We start from the raw sequence: 19,458 nt of genomic DNA on the forward strand, positions 1-19,458 counted from the left end.
GTAAACGACAGTATAGCCAAGGGCGGTGACTGAATTATTTTCGCTGGTGCTTTGTCGTCCTGGCCACAGGCAGATATAAGCAGACTGGCTGCGAGGAAGATGATAGTAGCGGGATTTTTGCGCATGAAGACGTGGCCGGGCTAAACAATATACGCAAATTGTAGCCTGACATTGAAATCACTCTTGAATTTTTGGCAAAATTAAGTCAATCTTGTGTGCTATTGCAATATTGTGAGTTTGGTTTTTGTCACGTCAATTCATGTCCTGATCTTATCCAGATCCAGGGTTCAAGTTTGCCGTGTACCGTTGATATCAATGCGATGACATGTCGGGAACTGGGGATACGAATGAATACGCTAATAGGTATGCAAACAAGCGCACAGATCAATTTGAATAAGCGCTATTCATGGCAAGACAAGGCGATTAAATGTGCGCTGAGTTTGATGGCGGGTCTTGTCCTGGTTTCTTGCGGTGGTGGTAGTAGCAGCGGCGGTAGTACCGTAGTCAGTGGTGGCGATGTCATCCCGCCCAAAGAAACCCAGGTCAATGGACCTGCCTGGTTTGGCCTGGGCCGCAATGCACAGCATGATGCGATTTCTGGTATTGCCACCCAACCCCTGAACCGCATACTCTGGAAAACCGGCGTTGATCTGGCGCCGCAATATTCGGCGGCTGGTTATTTGTTTTATCACTACGGCTCGCCAGTGATCACAGCAAAAAATACCGTGATTTTGCCTGTCAAATTTGAGGCGGCAGATACCTATCGTTTTGAGGCACGTTCTGGCAGTACAGGTGCGCAAATCTGGAGCGTACCTAGCGATTACATCATGCCCACACATCGCTGGACACCAAGCTACAACCTGACACTGACCAGCAATAACCGCGTCTATGCTCCCGGTGCCGGTGGCAAACTGTATTACCGTGATGATGCAGACTCTGCCACGGCGACTACCCAGACTACAGTGTTTTACGGTGACGCAAAATACACAGCTGCCAAAGCAGCCCTGGATGCCGCAGTCTTTATCAATACCCCTGTTACAGCAGATGCGCAAAACAATATTTATTTTGGCTTTGTTGCCAATGCAGGCAATCCTGCTGGGGTGAGTAGCGGCTTTGCCCGCATCACCGCTGACGGCAAGGCGACCTGGGTAGCTGTAGCTGGCATGACTGAGGATGCCAGCATCGTCAAGCCAGCCACTAATAGTGCCCCCGCTGTCTCTGCTGATCAAAAAACCTTGTATGTGGTCGTCAATGCTGACGCCGCAACGGGGATACGTCAGGCGGGTTATTTGCTGGCCCTGGATAGCGCAACGCTGGCAGTCAAGGGCAAGGTGCGCCTGATGGACCCGCAGGAAAAAGCGGCAGCCTTTGTCTCTGATGACAGCACCGCATCCCCCACCATAGGGCCAGATGGCGATGTCTATATAGGCGTGCTGGAAACCACCGCCAGTGCCCATAACCAGCGAGGCTGGATGCTGCATTTCAATGCAGATTTGTCGCAAACAAAATTGCCTGGCTCCTTCGGCTGGGATGACACAGCTTCCATTGTGCCAAGCAGCATGCTGCCCAGTTACAAAGGCATCTCCCCTTATTTGATCATGGTCAAATACAATAATTATGCGCGTTCTGGTACTGGTGATTCAAAAAACCGGATAGCCATACTGGACCCGAATACCAGCCAGAAAGACAGTGTCTCTGAACAGCAAGTCATGACAGAAGTCTTGACTATCTTGGGTGCCACACCCGACCCCAACTGGCCGGGTGGTGTTTATGAATGGTGTATTAATACGGCAGCAGTCGATCCCTTTACCCGTTCCATCCTGGTCAACAGTGAAGATGGTTATTTATATCGATGGGACCTGGCGACGAATACCCTCAGTGAAAGAATACGCCTGACCAGTGGCCTGGGCGAATCCTATACTCCAACTGCCATAGGAGCAGATGGCGCAGTATATGCCATCAATAATGCAGTGCTGTTTGCGGTAGGTAAATAAGCTCGGACTTACGCAAAACCGCCCCAGCTGCGTTGCAGCTCCTAGACGTACTGAAGTACTGTCTTCGTCGCCACGCCTTGCTGGGACAATTTTGCGTAAGTCCTATAAGCAAAAGAGTAAAAAAGCCTGATCGGGGGAGGCAGCTCAGGACTTATTCCAGTAATTGGGCTGGCTGTAGGCGTGACGTAAAAAGTCGATGAAGGCCCGTATGCGCAAGGGCAGGTGACGGCGCTGGGCAAAGATCGCATAAATATCATTGCCCGGCGCATTGAATTCATCCAGCACCGTCATTAGTTTGCCCGATTCAATTTCAGCTCCCACTTCCCACATGGAACGCCAGGCCAGGCCCTTGCCTGACAGCGCCCAGTCATGTAAGACTTCACCGTCATTGCAGACCATATTGCCTTCCACCTTCAGCGTGACATTCTTGCCGTTCTGGCGAAAAGTCCAGCCGCGCTGGCTGCCGTCGGCACTAAAAGCCAGGCAATTGTGCTTGCTGAGTTCATCCAGGGTTTGCGGTGTGCCATAGCGCTTGATATAGGCAGGGGAGGCGACTACTACCCGTTTATTATCTGCCAGCTTGACGCCTATCAGGTTGGAGTCGGTCAAGGCGGCAATACGTATGGCAACATCAATGCCTTCACCAATCAAATCCACGACGCGGTCATTCAAACTCAGCGTCAGCTTCACATCGCGGTGTTCGCTTAAAAAGGAGGGCATCAGTGGTGCCACATGCTGGCGGCCAAAACCGGCAGGGGCCGAGATCGTCAGCGTGCCACTGGCACGGGCGCTGCGTTCCGATACTGCGCCTTCCGCTGCTTCCAGATCGGCCAGGATGCGCTGGCAATCTTCCAGGAAGGCCTCGCCCTCATTGGTCAGTGCCAGTTTGCGGGTTGTACGCTGCAAGAGCTTGACGCCCAGGCGTTCTTCCAGTGCATCAAGGCGGCGGCCTATCATGGCCGGGGCCACGCCTTCAGCCCGTGCTGCAGCCGACAGGCTGCCGCGCGTTGCCACTTCGGCAAAAGTAGAGATTTGTTTGAATTGATCCATGAAAGCTTTGTTCGTGATCTTTTCATTTGCAACTAAAATGAAAAGATGTAGTGATGAAATTCAATGATTATAGTATTTTATATTGAATATACTGCTTTCATGATACTTAGCATTCAATTTTTTGCAGTTACGCCAGCCTCATATTGTCAGGACAATAAATAAAACCATGACCATCTCTGCCATCGCTTTTGACGCCTACGGTACTTTGTTCGATGTCTATTCCATCAGCGAACAGGCAGATAAGTTGTTTCCCGGTAAGGGTAGAGCCTTGGCTGAACTCTGGCGTGACAAGCAGATTGAATACACGCGCCTGCGTACCATGTGCAGCATGTACAAGCCCTTCTGGGAAGTGACCCAGGATGCATTGATATTTTGCTGCCAGAAGCTGGGGCTGGAATTGACACTGGATGCGCAAAACAGCCTTATGGGTCAGTATGCGAGGCTGAAAGCTTTTCCTGAAAATCTGCCTGTCCTGCAAGCCTTGCAGGCACAAGACATGAAAATGTCGATTTTATCGAACGGTAACTTGCACATGCTACAGTCGGCTGTCGATGCGGCAGGCATGCAGGGCATATTCAGCCATTTGCTGTCGGTCGAAGTCGTCAAGAAATTCAAGACTGCACCTGAAGCCTATCAAATGGCACCTGATGTATATGGTGTGCCCGCAAAAAATATTTTGTTTGTGTCCAGCAATTGCTGGGATGCCTGCTGCGCGACATGGTTTGGTTACACCACCTTCTGGGTCAACCGGCAAAACGCACCGCTGGAACAACTGGGCGTGACGCCGCATGGTGTAGGGAACACGCTGCAAGACTTGATTCCCTTTATAGCAAAACATCGCAACTGATTTCGTTTTAATTCATTTTTTGGAGACCATAATGACACAACTGACTTTACCTGAAGGCATGCAAATCAGCGGCGAAATCAAGCCAGGCTTTGCCGAGATTCTGACACCGGAAGCCCTGGCCCTGGTTGCCAAACTGAGCCGTGCATTCGAGCCACGCCGTCAGGAATTGCTGGCTGCCCGCGTAGAACGTGCCAAGCGCCTGGATGCCGGTGAGACACCAGACTTCCTGCCAGAAACCCTGCATATCCGCGAAGGTGACTGGAAGATCGCACCTATTCCTAAAGCACTGGAATGCCGCCGTGTAGAAATCACTGGCCCGGTAGAGCGCAAGATGGTCATCAACGCCTTCAACTCTGGCGCTGACAGTTACATGACAGATTTTGAAGATTCCAATACGCCAAACTGGGATAACCAGATCACCGGCCAGATCAATATGCGCGACGCCGTGCGCCGCACCATCAGCCTGGAACAAAACGGCAAATCCTACAAACTGAACGACAAGATCGCCACCCTGGTCGTGCGCCCACGTGGCTGGCACCTCGATGAAAAACATGTACTCGTCGATGGCAAACGCATCTCTGGCGGCATCTTTGATTTTGCCCTGTTCCTGTTCCATAACGCCAAAGAACAACTGGCACGCGGCGCTGGCCCTTACTTCTATCTGCCCAAGATGGAATCCCACCTGGAAGCGCGCCTGTGGAATGACATTTTCGTCATGGCACAAAATGAAATCGGCCTGGCGCAAGGCACCATCAAGGCCACAGTGTTGATCGAAACCATCGTTGCCGCCTTTGAGATGGATGAGATTTTGTATGAATTGCGCGAACATAGCTCAGGCCTCAATGCTGGTCGCTGGGATTATATTTTCTCTTGCATCAAAAAATTCAAGAACGATAAAGACTTCTGCCTGGCAGACCGCGCCAAGGTCACCATGACAGCGCCTTTCATGCGTTCTTATGCTTTGCTGTTGCTGAAAACCTGCCACAAGCGTAATGCACCGGCTATCGGCGGCATGGCAGCACTGATCCCTATCAAGAATGATCCAGAGAAAAACGAGATCGCCATGGGCGGTGTACGTAATGACAAAGCCCGTGATGCGACCGATGGTTACGATGGCGGCTGGGTAGCTCACCCGGGCCTGGTAGAGCTGGCGATGACAGAGTTCAAGAAAGTATTGGGCGACGCACCTAACCAGATCTCCAAACAACGCCCAGATATCGAAGTCAGTGCCAAAGATTTGCTGAACTTCCAGCCTGAAACACCGATCACTGAAGCGGGCCTGCGTTATAACATCAACGTCGGAATTCATTACCTCGGCGCATGGCTGGCTGGCAATGGTTGCGTGCCTATCCATAACCTCATGGAAGATGCAGCAACCGCAGAAATCAGCCGTTCCCAAGTCTGGCAATGGATACGTTCTGTCAAGGGCAATCTGGAAGATGGCCGCAAAGTCACGGCCGACATGGTGCGCGCCATGATCCCGGAAGAATTGGTCAAAGTCAAAGAGGTCGCTGGTAATGGTGCAACTTATGACCGTGCCGCGCAAATTTTTGAGGAAATGTCGACTTCTGAAGATTTTGCTGAATTCCTGACTTTGCCTTTGTACGAAGAAATCTGATGTCGTAGTAATATTGCAGCCTTCTCCCAAGACTGCGGGATGCCAAAAAAGCGAACACCTGGGTGTTCGCTTTTTTAATTGCTTTTTAGTAAAGGTGGGCAATGATTTTTGAAAAACATGTTTAATTCATTAGCCTGCTCAGGAAAAAAGTAGCAATACATCACACATTTTAACAATAAGGCAATATAAGTTTGTTATATTGTTGCCACTGTGCTGGCGCAACTTGTGGTCTTCTGCACAGCAAATCCGGGCAACCCCATACCTTAGAAAAGTGAGTGAAAAGATGAAACAATATGGTGCTGAATTTTTGGGAACATTCTGGCTGGTACTAGGCGGCTGCGGCAGTGCCGTGCTGGCAGCAGCTTTCCCTGGTGTGGGCATAGGCTTGCATGGCGTGTCACTGGCTTTTGGCCTGACTGTACTGACCATGGCTTATGCGATAGGCCATATCTCTGGCTGCCATTTGAATCCAGCTGTCTCTATCGGCCTGTGGGCTGGTGGCCGTTTTCCAGCGAATAAATTACTGCCTTACATCGTCGCCCAGGTTTTGGGTGGCATCGTTGCTGGTGGTGTCTTGTACCTGATCGCCAGTGGCAAGGCAGGTTTTGATGTATCGGGTGGTTTTGCTTCTAACGGTTTCGCCGAACATTCTCCTGGCGGTTATTCCATGGTGGCAGCACTGGTCACAGAAGTGGTCATGACCATGATGTTCCTGGTCATCATACTCGGTGCTACCGATAGCCGCGCACCACAAGGTTTTGCTCCTATCGCCATCGGCCTGGGTTTGACGCTGATCCATCTGATCAGTATTCCTGTCACCAATACTTCAGTCAATCCTGCGCGAAGTACCGGTGTTGCCATCTATGTTGGTGGCTGGGCTTTGCAGCAATTATGGTTGTTCTGGGTCGCCCCTATCGTTGGTGCAGTGCTGGGTGCAGTCAGCTATAAGGCGATTGCTGGCGAAGCAAAATAAGCCAGGGTAAGACTGGGCAGGGCGCAAGCGCTGCAGGCTGGTAAATACCATGCAAACTTGTCGGATGTCATGCATCTGAAAATCTGGCATGGTATCCTCAGGCCTTCAGCTCTTTTATGACCATCATGCCCAGCAATCTCATCGATACCGACGACGTCATTTCCTCAACCGCAGCCTGGCTGGACAAAGCCGTCATCGGTTTGAATCTCTGCCCATTCGCCAAGGCTGTGCAAATCAAGCAGCAAGTGCGCTATGTCGTCAGCCTGGCTAAAACACCAGAAGCCTTGCTGGAAGACCTGGAGCGTGAACTTGAATTACTGGCCGAAGCCAATCCAGAGAAAATAGAAACCACCTTGCTCATTCATCCCCTGGCATTGAATGATTTCCTCGACTTCAATGATTTTCTTGATGTGGCCGATGGCATGCTGGAAGAAATGGAACTCGATGGCATCCTGCAAGTTGCCAGCTTCCATCCGGATTATCAGTTTGCTGGCACCGAGCAGGATGATATAGAAAACTATACCAATCGCTCACCATACCCGACCCTGCATTTGCTGCGTGAAGAAAGCATAGACAAGGCAGTAGAAGCTTTCCCGGAAGCAGAGCAAATCTATGAAAAGAACATGGAAACCATGCGCGAACTGGGCCATGAAGGCTGGCGTCGCCTGTTTTCCAAATACGAAAAAAAGTAAGCCTGGATCAGTAAAATCAAGAAAGCGTCAAGAAAAGCGTCAACAAAAGCAGTTTGCATATCAATCTATTCAATTCTTATATTGATATGCAAATAAGTAATTTACAATTTACTTTTTATCGCTAATCAGCGTAAATCATTAAAAATGAATATACTGATAGGGAGTATGTGTTTTTAAGCTTTTGATTTTTAAAGGAAATATCTAAAAATTTCCTTTTATCTACTCCGTTATTTGCTGTCAGAGGGCAAATAACGGCAAGCCTCCACGCTGCATCCAGCCTTATTCAATGCTATTTTCCTGCAAATCCCTTATTTCTATTGCCATCTTTCTGTAAAAAATCGGCTTGCGCCAAATCCCGGACCAGCGTTTCTTCCGTTTTTCTGGATCTAAGTGCCTTGTTATTTTGCAGAGCAGCATGTACAGTAAGAGGTTGATTTTCCGCATTTTTCACCCTTTAGTCTTCTATCTCAGTCTCTATATCTATGGCTTTAATCGTCCACAAATACGGCGGTACTTCGATGGGTTCGACAGAACGCATCAAGAACGTCGCCAAGCGCGTCGCCAAATGGCATGATGCCGGTCACCAGATAGTCGTGGTGCCTTCAGCAATGTCTGGTGAAACAAATCGTATCATCGGTCTGGCAAAAGAAATTTCTGCCCAGCCAGATCCTCGTGAACTCGACATGATCGCCTCCACCGGCGAACAAGTCTCCGTCGGTTTGCTGGCCATTGCCCTGCAAGCGATAGGCAAACAAGCCGTTTCCTATGCTGGCTGGCAAGTTGCCATCAAGACTGATTCTGCCCATACCAAGGCCAGAATAGCCTCGATTGATGAAGCCAAGGTCAAGGCTGACCTGGATGCAGGCAAGATCGTCATCATCACTGGCTTCCAGGGTGTGGATGAACTGGGCAATATCACGACCCTGGGTCGCGGTGGCTCTGATACTTCTGCTGTGGCCGTGGCTGCTGCCTTGAAGGCGCAAGAATGCCTGATTTATACTGACGTTGACGGTGTCTACACGACTGATCCGCGCGTGGTATCTGATGCACGTCGCCTGAATACCGTTACCTTTGAAGAAATGCTGGAAATGGCTTCGCTGGGTTCCAAAGTACTGCAAATTCGCTCCGTCGAATTTGCCGGTAACTACCGCATGCCTACCCGCGTCTTGTCATCACTGACCGACCCATTAATGCCGCTGGAAGAAGAAGCGAATTCCGGCACCCTGATTTCGTTTGAGGAAGATACACACATGGAACAAGCTACCATCACCGGCATCGCGTTTAACCGTGATGAAGCAAAAATCACCGTCTTGGGCGTACCAGACAGGCCAGGCATTGCCTATCAAATCCTAGGCCCGGTTGCCGATGCCAATATCGAAGTCGATATGATCATCCAGAACCAGTCTGTCGAAGGCAAGACTGACTTTACCTTCACCGTGCCACGCGGTGAGTACACAAAGGCCATGGACGTGCTGGAAAGCAGCGTCAAGGCGCATATCGGCGCGGGCAGCATCGTGGGTGACTCCAAGGTCTCCAAGGTCTCCGTCGTTGGCGTAGGCATGCGTAGCCACGTAGGTATCGCTTCCCAGATGTTCCGCACCTTGTCGGAAGAGGGCATCAATATCCAGATGATCTCCACTTCAGAAATCAAGATCTCGGTCCTGATCGATGAAAAATACATGGAATTGGCAGTCCGTTCCCTGCATAAAGCATTTGGTCTGGAAAGCGCTTAAAAAATTTTCTGGCTTGACTGTTGACCAAAGTCACACAAGCAGCTATTATCACGGTCTCAATTGCAGCTGAGCTTTTGGCGGTTGCAATAGTGTGGAGATGTGGCCGAGTGGCCGAAGGCACTTCCCTGCTAAGGAAGCATTTGGGGTAACCTGAATCGTGAGTTCGAATCTCACCATCTCCGCCAGCAATACTGAAAAAGCCCCTGGGTAACCAGGGGCTTTTTCTTTTTTAACGATTATCTATATTCCTGCCACTTGGTATGTCATCAATACCGGGCTTCCGTTTTTAAGAAGATATCTGATCGGATTGTTACGTCTGTTTGTTTGTTAGCTGAGTTGATTCTGTCAGTTGATTCACCTTCCGCTTCCTGATGAGGCTCGCCAACCGGCCATCACCACCTTAAATCCCAGCTCGTTCAGATTCAAGTAAAGCTGTTTTACGCTGCGTCGTTGTTTGCAGTTTTTGCTGGCTTCGGTTTCTAAGTCAGCTTGAAAGCTGTAATGCATACTTGTCGCTACGCCTAGGCTGGCTCTGTGACTTCAGAGCGTAAATAGTAGCGCACGGGTAGCAATGGGCCGTGTTGCGAGGGATGTCAGTCGTCTGGCGACTTCCCGTAACGGAATCTGCTCACAATTGTGTCAGCGGCGAATATTGCCTGGCAATGTCATGTCAAGCACTCCTTTCTTCTACTCGTCAAGATAAGCCGCATAACTCGCGAAACCTGGGTCGTAATCGTGAGCCAATAAGAGGGGCAGACCTTAAATTCACACATTTCTTTAACATAAAACTGTCTCGCTGCAAGCGCCAGCCTTGCATGCAAATAAACAATAAGAACTGTAACGTAAAGTAGTAAATGTGACCATGACGCTTAAGTCACGTTACTATTTACGCTATTCTTTGCATTCTTATCAGCAGCATTCAGGAGACTTCAGGTGAGTACAACTGCCAGCCCGCAGCAATCGAAATTCTTTACCGTGATACGCGTCACCAGTGGGAATTTCATCGAGATGTACGATTTTTTCTTGTTTGGCTTTTATGCGACCTACATCGCCAAGGCATTTTTTCCGGCCAGCAGTGAATATGCCGCTCTGATGATGACCTTTGCCACTTTTGGTGCAGGCTTCTTCATGCGCCCTCTGGGTGCCATTATCCTGGGGGGCTATATAGACCGCATAGGCCGCCGTAAAGGTCTGGTGCTGACCTTGGGGATCATGGCTTCGGGCACGGCATTGATCGCATTCGTGCCGGGTTATGCCACGATAGGTTTGCTGGCCCCCTTGCTGGTATTGATAGGGCGTTTGTTGCAGGGCTTTTCTGCCGGTGTTGAGTTGGGCGGGGTCTCGGTCTATTTGTCGGAAATGGCGACGCCGGGAAACAAAGGTTTTTATGTGAGCTGGCAATCAGCAAGCCAGCAGGTCGCCATCATTTTTTCTGCCAGCCTGGGTTATTTTTTAAATGAAAACCTGAGCAAGGAATTTATTGCAGACTGGGGATGGCGCATCCCGTTTTTTATCGGCTGTTCTATTATTCCAGTGGTGTTTTATATCCGGCGCTCATTGCAGGAAACCGAAGCCTATCTGGCACAAAAAACGCATCCCACATTCAAGGAAATGCTGAGAACGATTTCGCTGAACTGGCCACTGGTGTTAACCGGCATGATGCTGATAGTCATGACTACCGTATCTTTCTATCTGATTACAGTTTATACGCCTACGTTTGGCAAGAGTGTCTTGAAACTGACGACAGTCGAAAGCCTGCTGGTCACTTTGTTTGTGGGTGTTTCCAATTTCATCTGGTTACCTGTCATGGGGGCGCTGTCAGACCGCATAGGCCGGTGGCCGTTGATGGCATTATTCTCTGGCCTGACGCTGGTCACGGCTTATCCCTTGTTGTCATGGCTGATCGCCAATCCAAGTTATGAGCATATGCTGATCGTGGAATTATGGCTGTCTTTCCTGTACGGTAGCTATAACGGTGCCACGGTAGTTGCCCTGACTGAAATTATCCCTTTACGCATTCGTACTGCAGGTTTTTCATTGGCCTATAGCCTGGCCACGGCGCTTTTTGGTGGTTTGACACCTCTGGTGTCAACCTGGTTGATAGAAACCACCGGCGATAAGGCTGCACCAGGATATTGGCTGGCCATGGCTGGCGGCATAGGCTTGCTGGCGACCTTCCTGATTTATCGCGGTATCGTCAAGGAGCGTTTTGAATAATTCAATGCAGGAGCTGTAACCAGTACAGGACACAAAGCTAAGGCAGCCGCTTTAGCAAAAAGGCGTAAGGCGGCAATGAACCCAGATCGTCGGTTGCCAAGGATTCTGGTTGGCCTCGTCCGTCTCGCTAGCTCAGGTTATGAGGTATGCCCGAAATCCAGGCAAAGAAAAAATTATCCAGACAAATCAATGTCATGTTTGACGAAGCGGTGGTTTAAGATCGAACTATTTTGCTGCAAACATGATGTCTTGTTACATATTCACTGAGTTCATGGACAAGCGCGGGGAAAGTGATTACATTAAACAAATCTAGCCAGTTTTAATATGTTGGCACTTTAGTAAGGCGAGTTTTGTTGTATCAGGAATAAACCACTACCTTGGGGGAGTATTCATGTCTGACAATGCCAAAAAATTTCGTTTGATTACGCGTAGTGATTTTGACGGGCTGGTGTGTGCAGTCTTGCTCAAGCATCTGGATTTGATAGATGACATTCTCTTTGTTCATCCTAAAGACATGCAGGATGGCAAGATTGCTGTCAGCGACAATGATATCAGCACTAATTTGCCCTATGTCGATGGAATACATATGGCGTTTGACCATCACTTGTCTGAGACTTTGCGCAATGCAGAGGGTGGTGCCAGGACGAACCATGTCATCGCGCCCGAGGCACCGTCGGCAGCCAGAGTGGTATATGACTATTATGGCGGGCTGAAGGCTTTCCCGGCGTCCTGGGACCGCATGATGGCGGCGGTCGATAAGGGTGACTCTGCGCAATTCAATCGCCAGGAAGTCTTGCATCCGCAAGAATGGGATTTGCTGAATTTCCTGATGGATGCGCGTACTGGCCTGGGGCGCTTCCGTGATTTCAGGATATCAAACTACAATTTGATGATGGAATTGATTGATCTCTGCAAGACCCAGGGCATCGCGGAAATCATGCAAAACCTGGATGTCAAAGAGAGGGTGGACCTGTATTTTGAGCATGAAGAAAAGTGCAAGGAGCAAATCCTGCGCTGCGCTACCGTGCATAAAAACCTGGTGGTACTGGACTTGCGCAATGAAGAAACCATTTTTGCAGGTAATCGCTTCCTGATCTACGCCTTATTCCCTGAGACCAATATTTCCATCCATGTACTCTGGGGCTTAAAAAACCAGAATACCGTGTTTGCGACTGGCAAGTCGATTTTGAACCGCAGTTCCAAAACCAATATTGGTCCCTTGATGCTGGAGTTTGGCGGCGGTGGTCATGAAAATGCCGGTACTTGCCAGGTCGGTAATGAACAGGCAGAGCAGGTGTTGGCGACGCTCATTAGCCGTATCAATCAAGACGGCTGATGCGCTGACATACTGATGCGTTGGCAATACTGAATCAAAACTGGATTTGTATACCCCTGGGCAGGAATTTTGCGTACCTGTCCAGGGAGTGGATGATGTCGCTGGCGGCGATGGTGTAAAGCAAGTCGTCTGCCGTTTCGCCGGTTTTTTTTGCGCCAAAGCGTTCGTGGAATTTCCAGACGGATTCATTGGCTTTTCTCACATCGAAATGCGCCTGCTGGAAACCCAGGGCCAGTGCATAGTGATACACCATCAAGGCGGATTCTATCGAGCTGCTGCTGGCTGAACCAGCTTGTATGATCCACGAGCCCCAGCAGAATGAATCCGCTTGCTGGTCGTACAGGCGCACCGTGCCTATCTTTTCTCCTGCCATATCCTGGATGATGAAGTAAATTTGCCTGTCATCATGGGCATATTTTTCCAGCCATTGCTTCTGTGCCTCAACATTTGCTGACGTACTGGAAATGAACCTGGATTTTTGCTCGTCGGTACGTAAAGCCACGATGTAGTCGGCATCTGCCACGGTGGCGTTGCGAAAGCTTAGTTTATGGCCAAGGATTTTTTCTGCCTTCAGATAGACTGGGCCATTGGTATAGCCCTTGGCAGCCAGGCGCAGTGTCAGGCCGGCCTGCAGGGCGGCGGCTTGTATCTGTGCGCTGATGCCGGATAGTTCTGCTGCTGTTGGATTGTCTGGCTTATCTGTATTAACTGCTGACATGGAATTCATCTATGGTTTTCACGATAGAGAATTTTACTGTGCCGCGTGCCCGGCGTACAGGCAAACGGCAGCTTTGACCTTGTCTTCGCCTTATTTAGCGACGGGTACGGCGTTTACTATGATGCTTTTGTAATAGATGTGGCTGGTGGATTCAAAGCCGGAGTCTATGCCCAGCAAGAGCCACAGGCTGCCGTCGACATCGGTCTTGACGTTTAATGGTGTTTGATTACTGAGTTTTTTCTCCATATAGGGCGCTCGGCCACAATCTGTGCTGGCATTGCCTATGGTGCCCAGCACCAGGGCATATTTGCCCGAGCCTGACTGGCCACCTCTGTCTATATTCATGATGAACTCATCCCCTTTTTGTACTGTCAACGGTTCTGTCGGGGAGGCACCGGCAAATAACCACACGCTGTCGCCAGGTGAGCCGCCTACACCGAAGCAGCCCGAGGCGACATTGCTGACGATGGTGGTTTGAAAACTCAGGGCATATTCGGTATTGGGGGCAAAGCCTGAATATTTTTTCTTGATGTAGATAAATAAATCATCGCTACGGTTGGTGCCATAGGTGTATAAACCTTTACCACTAAATGGCAGGGGCAGGGTGCGGTATTCAGTGATGATGTCAGTGGGCCGGGTTTCGCTGCTAAAGTCCGAGGTGCCAAAGGCCCAGCCCGTTGGTTCGCCACTGAAATCTATGGTGAGCTGCGCAGGAAGGGGCTTGGGAATATAATCACTGCTGCCTCCACAGGCAGTCAGGACAGCGCTGGCGAAGATGGCGAAGAGTAAGTGCTTTGGTAAATTCATGGAAGAACCTAAGGGTATAAGGGGATGGCCTGACAAGAGGCCTCAGTTAATAAGAGCTTGATGGAGCAGAGAATAGCTTCGGGGATGAAGAAAATCGTTCTCGAAATGTAGAATATTTGTCTTAAATTTGTAGATTCGGCGCAGCTCTGAAATTGTCTGAAAATTGTAAGCGGCCTCTACATACCTGGCTTTTTGCGTAAAATCGCGGCCTGCTAATAACAATGCGGGCCAAGGAGAAATGTATGTTTCGTGTAATGCTGGTGGAAGATGATGCCAAGCTCGCGGCGCTGGTTGCCGAATATTTGGGTGAATATGAATTTACAATAGACATCGTCAGCCGTGGTGATGCAGCTCTTGGGCATTTCCAGCAAAGTTCGCCAGATATCGTGATTCTTGATTTGATGTTGCCCGGCATGGATGGCATGGTGGTTTGCCGCCAGTTGCGCGCCATCAGTACTGTACCGATTTTGATTCTGACTGCACGTGAAGATGCCTTTGATGAAGTATCTGGCCTGGAGCAAGGCGCAGATGACTATGTCAACAAACCTGTGCAACCGAGGATATTGCTGGCACGTTTGCGTGCTTTGCTGAGGCGTGTCAAGGATGAGCCTGAAGATGACAGTGGCGAACTGGTCTTTGGTGCTTTTCGCCTGTGCCGCAATGACCGCACGGTATTCTGGCGCGATCAACCCGTTGCGCTCAATAGTGCTGAATATAAACTGCTGCTGGTATTGGCAGAGGCTGCTGGCAAGGTCTTGTCGCGCAATGATATTCTGATACAGATGCGTGGCATAGAATTTGATGGCCTGGACCGCAGCATAGACAATAAAATTTCTCGCTTGCGGCGCAAATTTGACGATGCAGATGCCGACAAGATCAAGACAGTCTGGGGAGAGGGGTATTTGTTCAGCCCGTCCGCCTGGGATTAATGGGATCAGGGGATGAATCGCCTGTTCCTGCGCTTCTTTGCTTTGGTGATGCTGTCCATCAGCGTCGCCACGATCGCCATTTACGCTTCCATCACCCTCTTTTTTGGTGATCCCCTGGAAGAAGTGGCGCTGCAGCAGGCGTCAGGACAGATTTTATTGTTGACGGAATATGTCGACCAGGCCGGGCCCAATGAGTGGCTGACACGCCTCAACAAGATACGGGAAATTACCCACGCCAGGATAGAGCTGATCCCTTTGCAAATGGCGCAGCAAAAAATGAGCAAGACAAAGCAGGCGCAATTGATGCGGGGGGATGTGGTCATGGATGTGGCTGCCAAATCCTTTTATCGCCGTGTCGACTTGAATGGTGAGCGCTATATCGGCAGTGATGAAGAAGTCTTGCTGGCGCAGGATTTACCCATCGATGTCGTGCCTGTACTAAAAACCGAATTGCTGCGCTACATCATAGTCGCCCTGTGTTTGTTGATACCGATTGCCGTCTGGTCCAGCAGCCATTGGCGCGGTTTGCAGGCGCTGGCAAAAGTCGCCGACGAATTTGGCGCTGGGTATTTGAAGGTCAGGGCGCAAACCAGCGAGCGCGACAGTATCTACCCGCTGGCGCAGCGCATGAACCAGATGGCAACGCGGATAGAGGCTTTGCTGGCGGCGCAAAAGAATCTCTTGCATTCGGTATCCCATGAATTGCGCACCCCCATCGCCAGGCTGGAATTTGCCCTGGAATTATTAAGAAACGCTGCAAAAAATCCCCAGCTTGAGCCGCGCATGCTGGCCATGGAGGCGGATATCAGTGAGCTCAATGCATTGGTCAGTGAATTGCTGGACCTGGGTAAACTGGATCAGGATGCCAAGCTGGATTGCAGTGAGTTTGACCTTGGAATGAGCTTGCATAACTGCGTCAGCAGTTTGCAGCACGTGCTGGTGGCTCACGAGCTAGTGACAGATTTTTCTGCCGGTCTTGGCAATGTGCAGGCAGACCAGCGTTTGCTGATGCGGGCTATCAGCAATCTTTTGCGCAATGCCGCCAAATATGCCAACGGACGTATCTGGTTAGACGCCAGGAGAGTGGATGGCAATATCGACATTAGCCTGGAAGATGATGGCCCAGGTATACCTGCCAGTGAACGGGAACGTGTCTTTGATGCTTTTTACAGGTTGGACCGTAGTCGTGACCGCAACACTGGCGGTTTTGGCCTGGGCCTGGCCATTGCAAGGAAAGCCATTGAGGCCCATGGCGGTCAAATTATCGTGCAAGAGGGACAATTTGGAGGTGCCAGATTTATCATTTCTTTACCTTTACAGGCCTGATTAGTCCAACTAAGCCACAGACGTACAAATTGATGACATTTGCCAGACAAGTTGGGGAAGATTTGTAGCCTGCTGCTCTCTATCATTCTCTTCATGGTGTGCTGTTGTATGTTCTTTCGTATTTCATTCGTATTCCTTGATCTCGCGCTTGTAGGTTAGTGCGCATTCTCATGGATTAATGCATCTGTTTTGTGGAATCAGGAAACCTGTAATCGTGAGCCCTCACTCAAACATCGTGCGACAAAAATTTCTTGAAAAAGTGTACCAGCCGCTGCGTCACTGGTTTTTGAACGATATCGACAAGCTGGCATTGGATGCACCGGATTATCTGGCCGGTAACATCCACTTGGCTCAGTTGCGTGACGACAGTGAGGCTCTCCCGGGCAGGGAGCCACTACCTGCCATGTTGAATAAATGGCGGCAACGCTTTGCCGGACGTTTCTTTTTGTTCGCAGGAACGCTGAGTGCGCAGCAGGGTTTGCCTATTTTGCTGCAGGCCGTGGCAGGCAGTACCATGACCGTCCTGATAGTGGGTGATGGCCCGGAGCAGGCAAATTTGCAGCAGCAAGCAAGGGACTTGCGGCTCAATAAGGTGCATTTTCTGGGGGCTTTGCCTGAAGAAGATAAAGTCGCTTTACTGGGTCTTTGCTGTGGGCTGTTGTTGCCATCCCATGTGGGGTCGGATGGCGAGGATATATCGCTGCTGGAAGGAGCGATGTTTGCCAAGCCCATGATATCGACTGAGTTACCCGGCGAGATGGATGGGGACGCCAGCTATGACAATATTGCTCGTGAAACCAGCTTGCTTGTGCCGTCTGGAGACGTGCTTGCTTTGCGTACAGCCATGAGCCGTATATGGGACCAGCCAGAACTGGCAGAGCGCCTGGGCAAGTTTGCCCAGGCACGTTATCAGACGGTATTCAGGGCTGAAATGATGGCAAAAAATTATGTGCGCTTGTATGTCGATGTGATTTCAGGAGATGCGAAAGCACCTTGAGCGGAGGGTGCTTGGGTATGGTCGTTGCGAAATTGGAAAGAGCTGTCTATGATGCGGATTTCCCTTGCCTCTATACCTGTAGTATCGCTTCGCTTTTTTGATGGTATTGACGATAGGCTGGGTATATACACGACTACAATTGATCAGCATGAAATCTATAATATTTGCATCCCTTTTTTGTGTCGCCCATGTTGCCTGTGCCCAGACTCCGGCTTCAAGTAGCTTGCCGGACGGTAGTTCTGATATGTATATCGGCCTGGGGGTATTGTCTGAACCCAGTTGCGAAGTGGGCGGGGAACAAACAACCCGCCTCATGCCTAACGTGCAAATGCAGTGGAGTAATGGTGTGTTCTTGCGTAATACCAATTTTGGCATGCATTTGAGCCGGACCGATGCTTACGAGTTTGGCCCTTTGCTATCTTATCAAAGAGGCTGCAGTGCATCGGCCGCGCGCAAGCTGGCAGGATATGGGGATGTGGATGGTAGTTTTCAGGTAGGCGGTTTCTTTAACTTGCGCCCTTTGAATAATCTGCGCATCGCTACCAAACTGCTGCTGGGCGCCGGTGCCGGGAAAAAGACGACTTACCTGAATATAGAAGGTCGCAGTTATTACAGAATTGCTGATCATCACGGGCTTGCATTGTCGTCTGGCCTGACCTGGAGCAGACGTTATTACGATAACGCCAACTCAAGATTTGATCCCAATCTTGCTGATGGTTCCATGGCAACTGTCGCCGGCATCGCTGGTTCTGGAAATGGTTTCGCGACTTCGAGTGGCGAGACCTTAACCTGGAAAACGAGCAAGCCTGCGCCAAATAATAATGCCAACGTCAGAAATATTTACCTGGGTGTGCACTGGAATTGGGACTTGAGTTCGTCCTGGATCATTACCTCGCAAGTAACGGCAACTCATCAGTTTGATATAGACCAGGATAGTTTGTGGTTGGGTAAAAGAAATTATGTCACCGTGTATTCGGGACTGGCATATCGATTTTAATTTTATAAAAGCATGATCATCAAGTACGCCTCCATTTTTGTCATGATGCAGTTTGCTGCCATGCAGGTTTTTGCGCAATCGAATAGCGCATTGTCCGGCATGAAGCAGGCAGCGCTACAGGCATCGGAAAGCCAGGCAGATACTGAATGGATAGCTTACCGCAATGCCTATAGACTGATGATACAGTTTGAAAAATATGGCAAAGCAAAACATTTGATTCAAAGTCATTTCCAGGTTTCCAGCAAAACCGGAAATACCTTGCCAGACAATCTGCAATTAAATCTGGTCGGTAAAACCATGCGGCTGAATTTGCCTCTGGACGTGCTGGGTCGTGCCAGTTTTCCTTTGCTGAAATCTGCCTATGATGAAAACGCAGAACTGACAATTAATCAGGCAGCGGGGCAGTTCAGTTTTCAAAGCAGGATATCGATACTAACCAGGGCAGACGGCATGTATGAGCTGACTGACCTGCGTCTGGCCTGTGAGCAGGCACAGACTTATCTAAAAAGCATAGGGGATGTTAAAGTGGCCAACAAAGTTTGCGTTGGAGTGCGTTTTTCTTACCCCAAAAATCTGTCACATGCAGGGCTAAAATTCAGGGGTGCAGATGCGCAAATGCATTTGCTTGCCTTGCTGGATAATAGTGCTTTCCCTGATGAGTCTAACAAGGCTTATAAAACCGCGACACTGCGGTTTGCCGAAGTGCCGGAAAAAGGCCAGTTGCTGACACCGCAAACACCTATCGCCATAGCGCCGCTGTTTGAGTGAGCGATAAGTAAGTAAAGGCAAGCAAAAATCAGCAAATACCGACTTTAACAGCTAATTCGGTGGAAGGCAGAATTAGCTGTTCCCGTACTGTTGCTACCAGCGTCGCCAATGCCTGCCACCCCAGTAAGAACCGCCTTCAATAATGATAGGGGGCGGGCTGATATAGACCCGCGATCCATAACCATATCCGTACCCGTTTGCTGGTGCCACGACACAGCCTGACAAGCTGGTCATCCCCAAGATAATGGCTGTCATGGTAATGAGTTTAATTCGCATGATTGACTCCTGTTGTACTACTCAGTATTCAATGTTTGACAGGATCTTTGCGTTGACAACTATAGTGTAAATCTCTGTATCAGGTATTTCAAGAAAGCTGCCATGATGGAAGTATATTGCGGTATGTTGAATAAACTAAGTGGCGTAGTGAGCTTGCAGCTTAAGTAACGAATTGTTGCA

Annotated in this window: 18 protein-coding genes and 1 tRNA gene; 14 read left to right on the forward strand and 5 right to left on the reverse strand. The window is 49.7% G+C overall.

Going from position 1 to position 19,458, the window contains the following annotated elements; all coding sequences use genetic code 11:
* Nucleotides 1-347 precede the first annotated feature (347 nt).
* Nucleotides 348-1,994 (forward strand): hypothetical protein, encoded by a 1,647-nt coding sequence (locus ACO0LC_RS03330; protein WP_423000614.1) that lies wholly within the window; start codon nucleotides 348-350, stop codon nucleotides 1,992-1,994.
* Between the two features lie 144 nt (nucleotides 1,995-2,138).
* Here the strand turns inward: ACO0LC_RS03330 and ACO0LC_RS03335 are convergent, their stop codons facing one another.
* Complete coding sequence (locus tag ACO0LC_RS03335; protein ID WP_423000616.1) at nucleotides 2,139-3,044, reverse strand: LysR family transcriptional regulator; 906 nt, start codon at nucleotides 3,042-3,044, stop codon at nucleotides 2,139-2,141.
* A 166-nt stretch (nucleotides 3,045-3,210) separates the two neighbouring features.
* On the opposite strand from ACO0LC_RS03335, the gene ACO0LC_RS03340 reads away from it, so the two are divergent.
* The 4 genes from ACO0LC_RS03340 (at nucleotide 3,211) to ACO0LC_RS03355 (ending at nucleotide 7,174) form a co-directional block, all read left to right on the forward strand.
* The gene (locus tag ACO0LC_RS03340; RefSeq protein WP_423000618.1) at nucleotides 3,211-3,891 is read left to right on the forward strand and encodes a haloacid dehalogenase type II; all 681 of its coding nucleotides are present in this window, start codon (nucleotides 3,211-3,213) and stop codon (nucleotides 3,889-3,891) included.
* Between the two features lie 31 nt (nucleotides 3,892-3,922).
* The gene (aceB, locus tag ACO0LC_RS03345; protein ID WP_423000620.1) at nucleotides 3,923-5,509 is read left to right on the forward strand and encodes a malate synthase A; all 1,587 of its coding nucleotides are present in this window, start codon (nucleotides 3,923-3,925) and stop codon (nucleotides 5,507-5,509) included.
* A 283-nt stretch (nucleotides 5,510-5,792) separates the two neighbouring features.
* Nucleotides 5,793-6,482: an aquaporin Z gene (gene aqpZ / locus ACO0LC_RS03350; RefSeq protein ID WP_423000622.1), complete on the forward strand. Its 690-nt coding sequence runs from the start codon at nucleotides 5,793-5,795 to the stop codon at nucleotides 6,480-6,482.
* 125 nt (nucleotides 6,483-6,607) lie between these two features.
* A complete protein-coding gene (locus ACO0LC_RS03355) occupies nucleotides 6,608-7,174 on the forward strand; it encodes a DUF1415 domain-containing protein (protein WP_423000624.1) in 567 nt (188 codons plus the stop codon).
* A gap of 289 nt (nucleotides 7,175-7,463) precedes the next feature.
* Here the strand turns inward: ACO0LC_RS03355 and ACO0LC_RS03360 are convergent, their stop codons facing one another.
* Nucleotides 7,464-7,625: a hypothetical protein gene (locus tag ACO0LC_RS03360; RefSeq protein ID WP_423000626.1), complete on the reverse strand. Its 162-nt coding sequence runs from the start codon at nucleotides 7,623-7,625 to the stop codon at nucleotides 7,464-7,466.
* A 31-nt stretch (nucleotides 7,626-7,656) separates the two neighbouring features.
* On the opposite strand from ACO0LC_RS03360, the gene ACO0LC_RS03365 reads away from it, so the two are divergent.
* From ACO0LC_RS03365 to ACO0LC_RS03380, 4 genes are all read left to right on the forward strand, one after another.
* Complete coding sequence (locus tag ACO0LC_RS03365) at nucleotides 7,657-8,907, forward strand: aspartate kinase (protein WP_423000628.1); 1,251 nt, start codon at nucleotides 7,657-7,659, stop codon at nucleotides 8,905-8,907.
* A gap of 93 nt (nucleotides 8,908-9,000) precedes the next feature.
* Nucleotides 9,001-9,092: transfer RNA gene (locus tag ACO0LC_RS03370), tRNA-Ser, on the forward strand.
* 748 nt (nucleotides 9,093-9,840) lie between these two features.
* Nucleotides 9,841-11,124: an MFS transporter gene (locus ACO0LC_RS03375; protein WP_423000630.1), complete on the forward strand. Its 1,284-nt coding sequence runs from the start codon at nucleotides 9,841-9,843 to the stop codon at nucleotides 11,122-11,124.
* 391 nt (nucleotides 11,125-11,515) lie between these two features.
* A complete protein-coding gene (locus tag ACO0LC_RS03380; RefSeq protein ID WP_423000632.1) occupies nucleotides 11,516-12,460 on the forward strand; it encodes an exopolyphosphatase in 945 nt (314 codons plus the stop codon).
* Nucleotides 12,461-12,494: 34 nt separating this feature from the next.
* On the opposite strand, the gene ACO0LC_RS03385 is transcribed toward ACO0LC_RS03380, so the two are convergent.
* A complete protein-coding gene (locus ACO0LC_RS03385) occupies nucleotides 12,495-13,178 on the reverse strand; it encodes a GNAT family N-acetyltransferase (protein ID WP_423000634.1) in 684 nt (227 codons plus the stop codon).
* Nucleotides 13,179-13,268: 90 nt separating this feature from the next.
* Complete coding sequence (locus ACO0LC_RS03390; RefSeq protein ID WP_423000636.1) at nucleotides 13,269-13,985, reverse strand: hypothetical protein; 717 nt, start codon at nucleotides 13,983-13,985, stop codon at nucleotides 13,269-13,271.
* 242 nt (nucleotides 13,986-14,227) lie between these two features.
* Between ACO0LC_RS03390 and ACO0LC_RS03395 the strand changes: the two genes are divergently transcribed.
* The 5 genes from ACO0LC_RS03395 (at nucleotide 14,228) to ACO0LC_RS03415 (ending at nucleotide 19,002) form a co-directional block, all read left to right on the forward strand.
* Nucleotides 14,228-14,914 (forward strand): response regulator, encoded by a 687-nt coding sequence (locus ACO0LC_RS03395; protein WP_423000638.1) that lies wholly within the window; start codon nucleotides 14,228-14,230, stop codon nucleotides 14,912-14,914.
* Between the two features lie 12 nt (nucleotides 14,915-14,926).
* Complete coding sequence (locus ACO0LC_RS03400) at nucleotides 14,927-16,240, forward strand: ATP-binding protein (RefSeq protein WP_423000640.1); 1,314 nt, start codon at nucleotides 14,927-14,929, stop codon at nucleotides 16,238-16,240.
* A 235-nt stretch (nucleotides 16,241-16,475) separates the two neighbouring features.
* Complete coding sequence (locus ACO0LC_RS03405; RefSeq protein WP_423000642.1) at nucleotides 16,476-17,237, forward strand: glycosyltransferase; 762 nt, start codon at nucleotides 16,476-16,478, stop codon at nucleotides 17,235-17,237.
* A gap of 148 nt (nucleotides 17,238-17,385) precedes the next feature.
* The gene (locus ACO0LC_RS03410; RefSeq protein WP_423000644.1) at nucleotides 17,386-18,234 is read left to right on the forward strand and encodes a MipA/OmpV family protein; all 849 of its coding nucleotides are present in this window, start codon (nucleotides 17,386-17,388) and stop codon (nucleotides 18,232-18,234) included.
* A gap of 12 nt (nucleotides 18,235-18,246) precedes the next feature.
* The gene (locus ACO0LC_RS03415) at nucleotides 18,247-19,002 is read left to right on the forward strand and encodes a hypothetical protein (RefSeq protein WP_423000646.1); all 756 of its coding nucleotides are present in this window, start codon (nucleotides 18,247-18,249) and stop codon (nucleotides 19,000-19,002) included.
* A gap of 93 nt (nucleotides 19,003-19,095) precedes the next feature.
* On the opposite strand, the gene ACO0LC_RS03420 is transcribed toward ACO0LC_RS03415, so the two are convergent.
* Complete coding sequence (locus ACO0LC_RS03420; RefSeq protein WP_423000648.1) at nucleotides 19,096-19,278, reverse strand: hypothetical protein; 183 nt, start codon at nucleotides 19,276-19,278, stop codon at nucleotides 19,096-19,098.
* Nucleotides 19,279-19,458: the final 180 nt, after the last annotated feature.

Source organism: Undibacterium sp. JH2W (assembly GCF_049340425.1).
Taxonomy (GTDB): Bacteria; Pseudomonadota; Gammaproteobacteria; order Burkholderiales; family Burkholderiaceae_D; genus Undibacterium.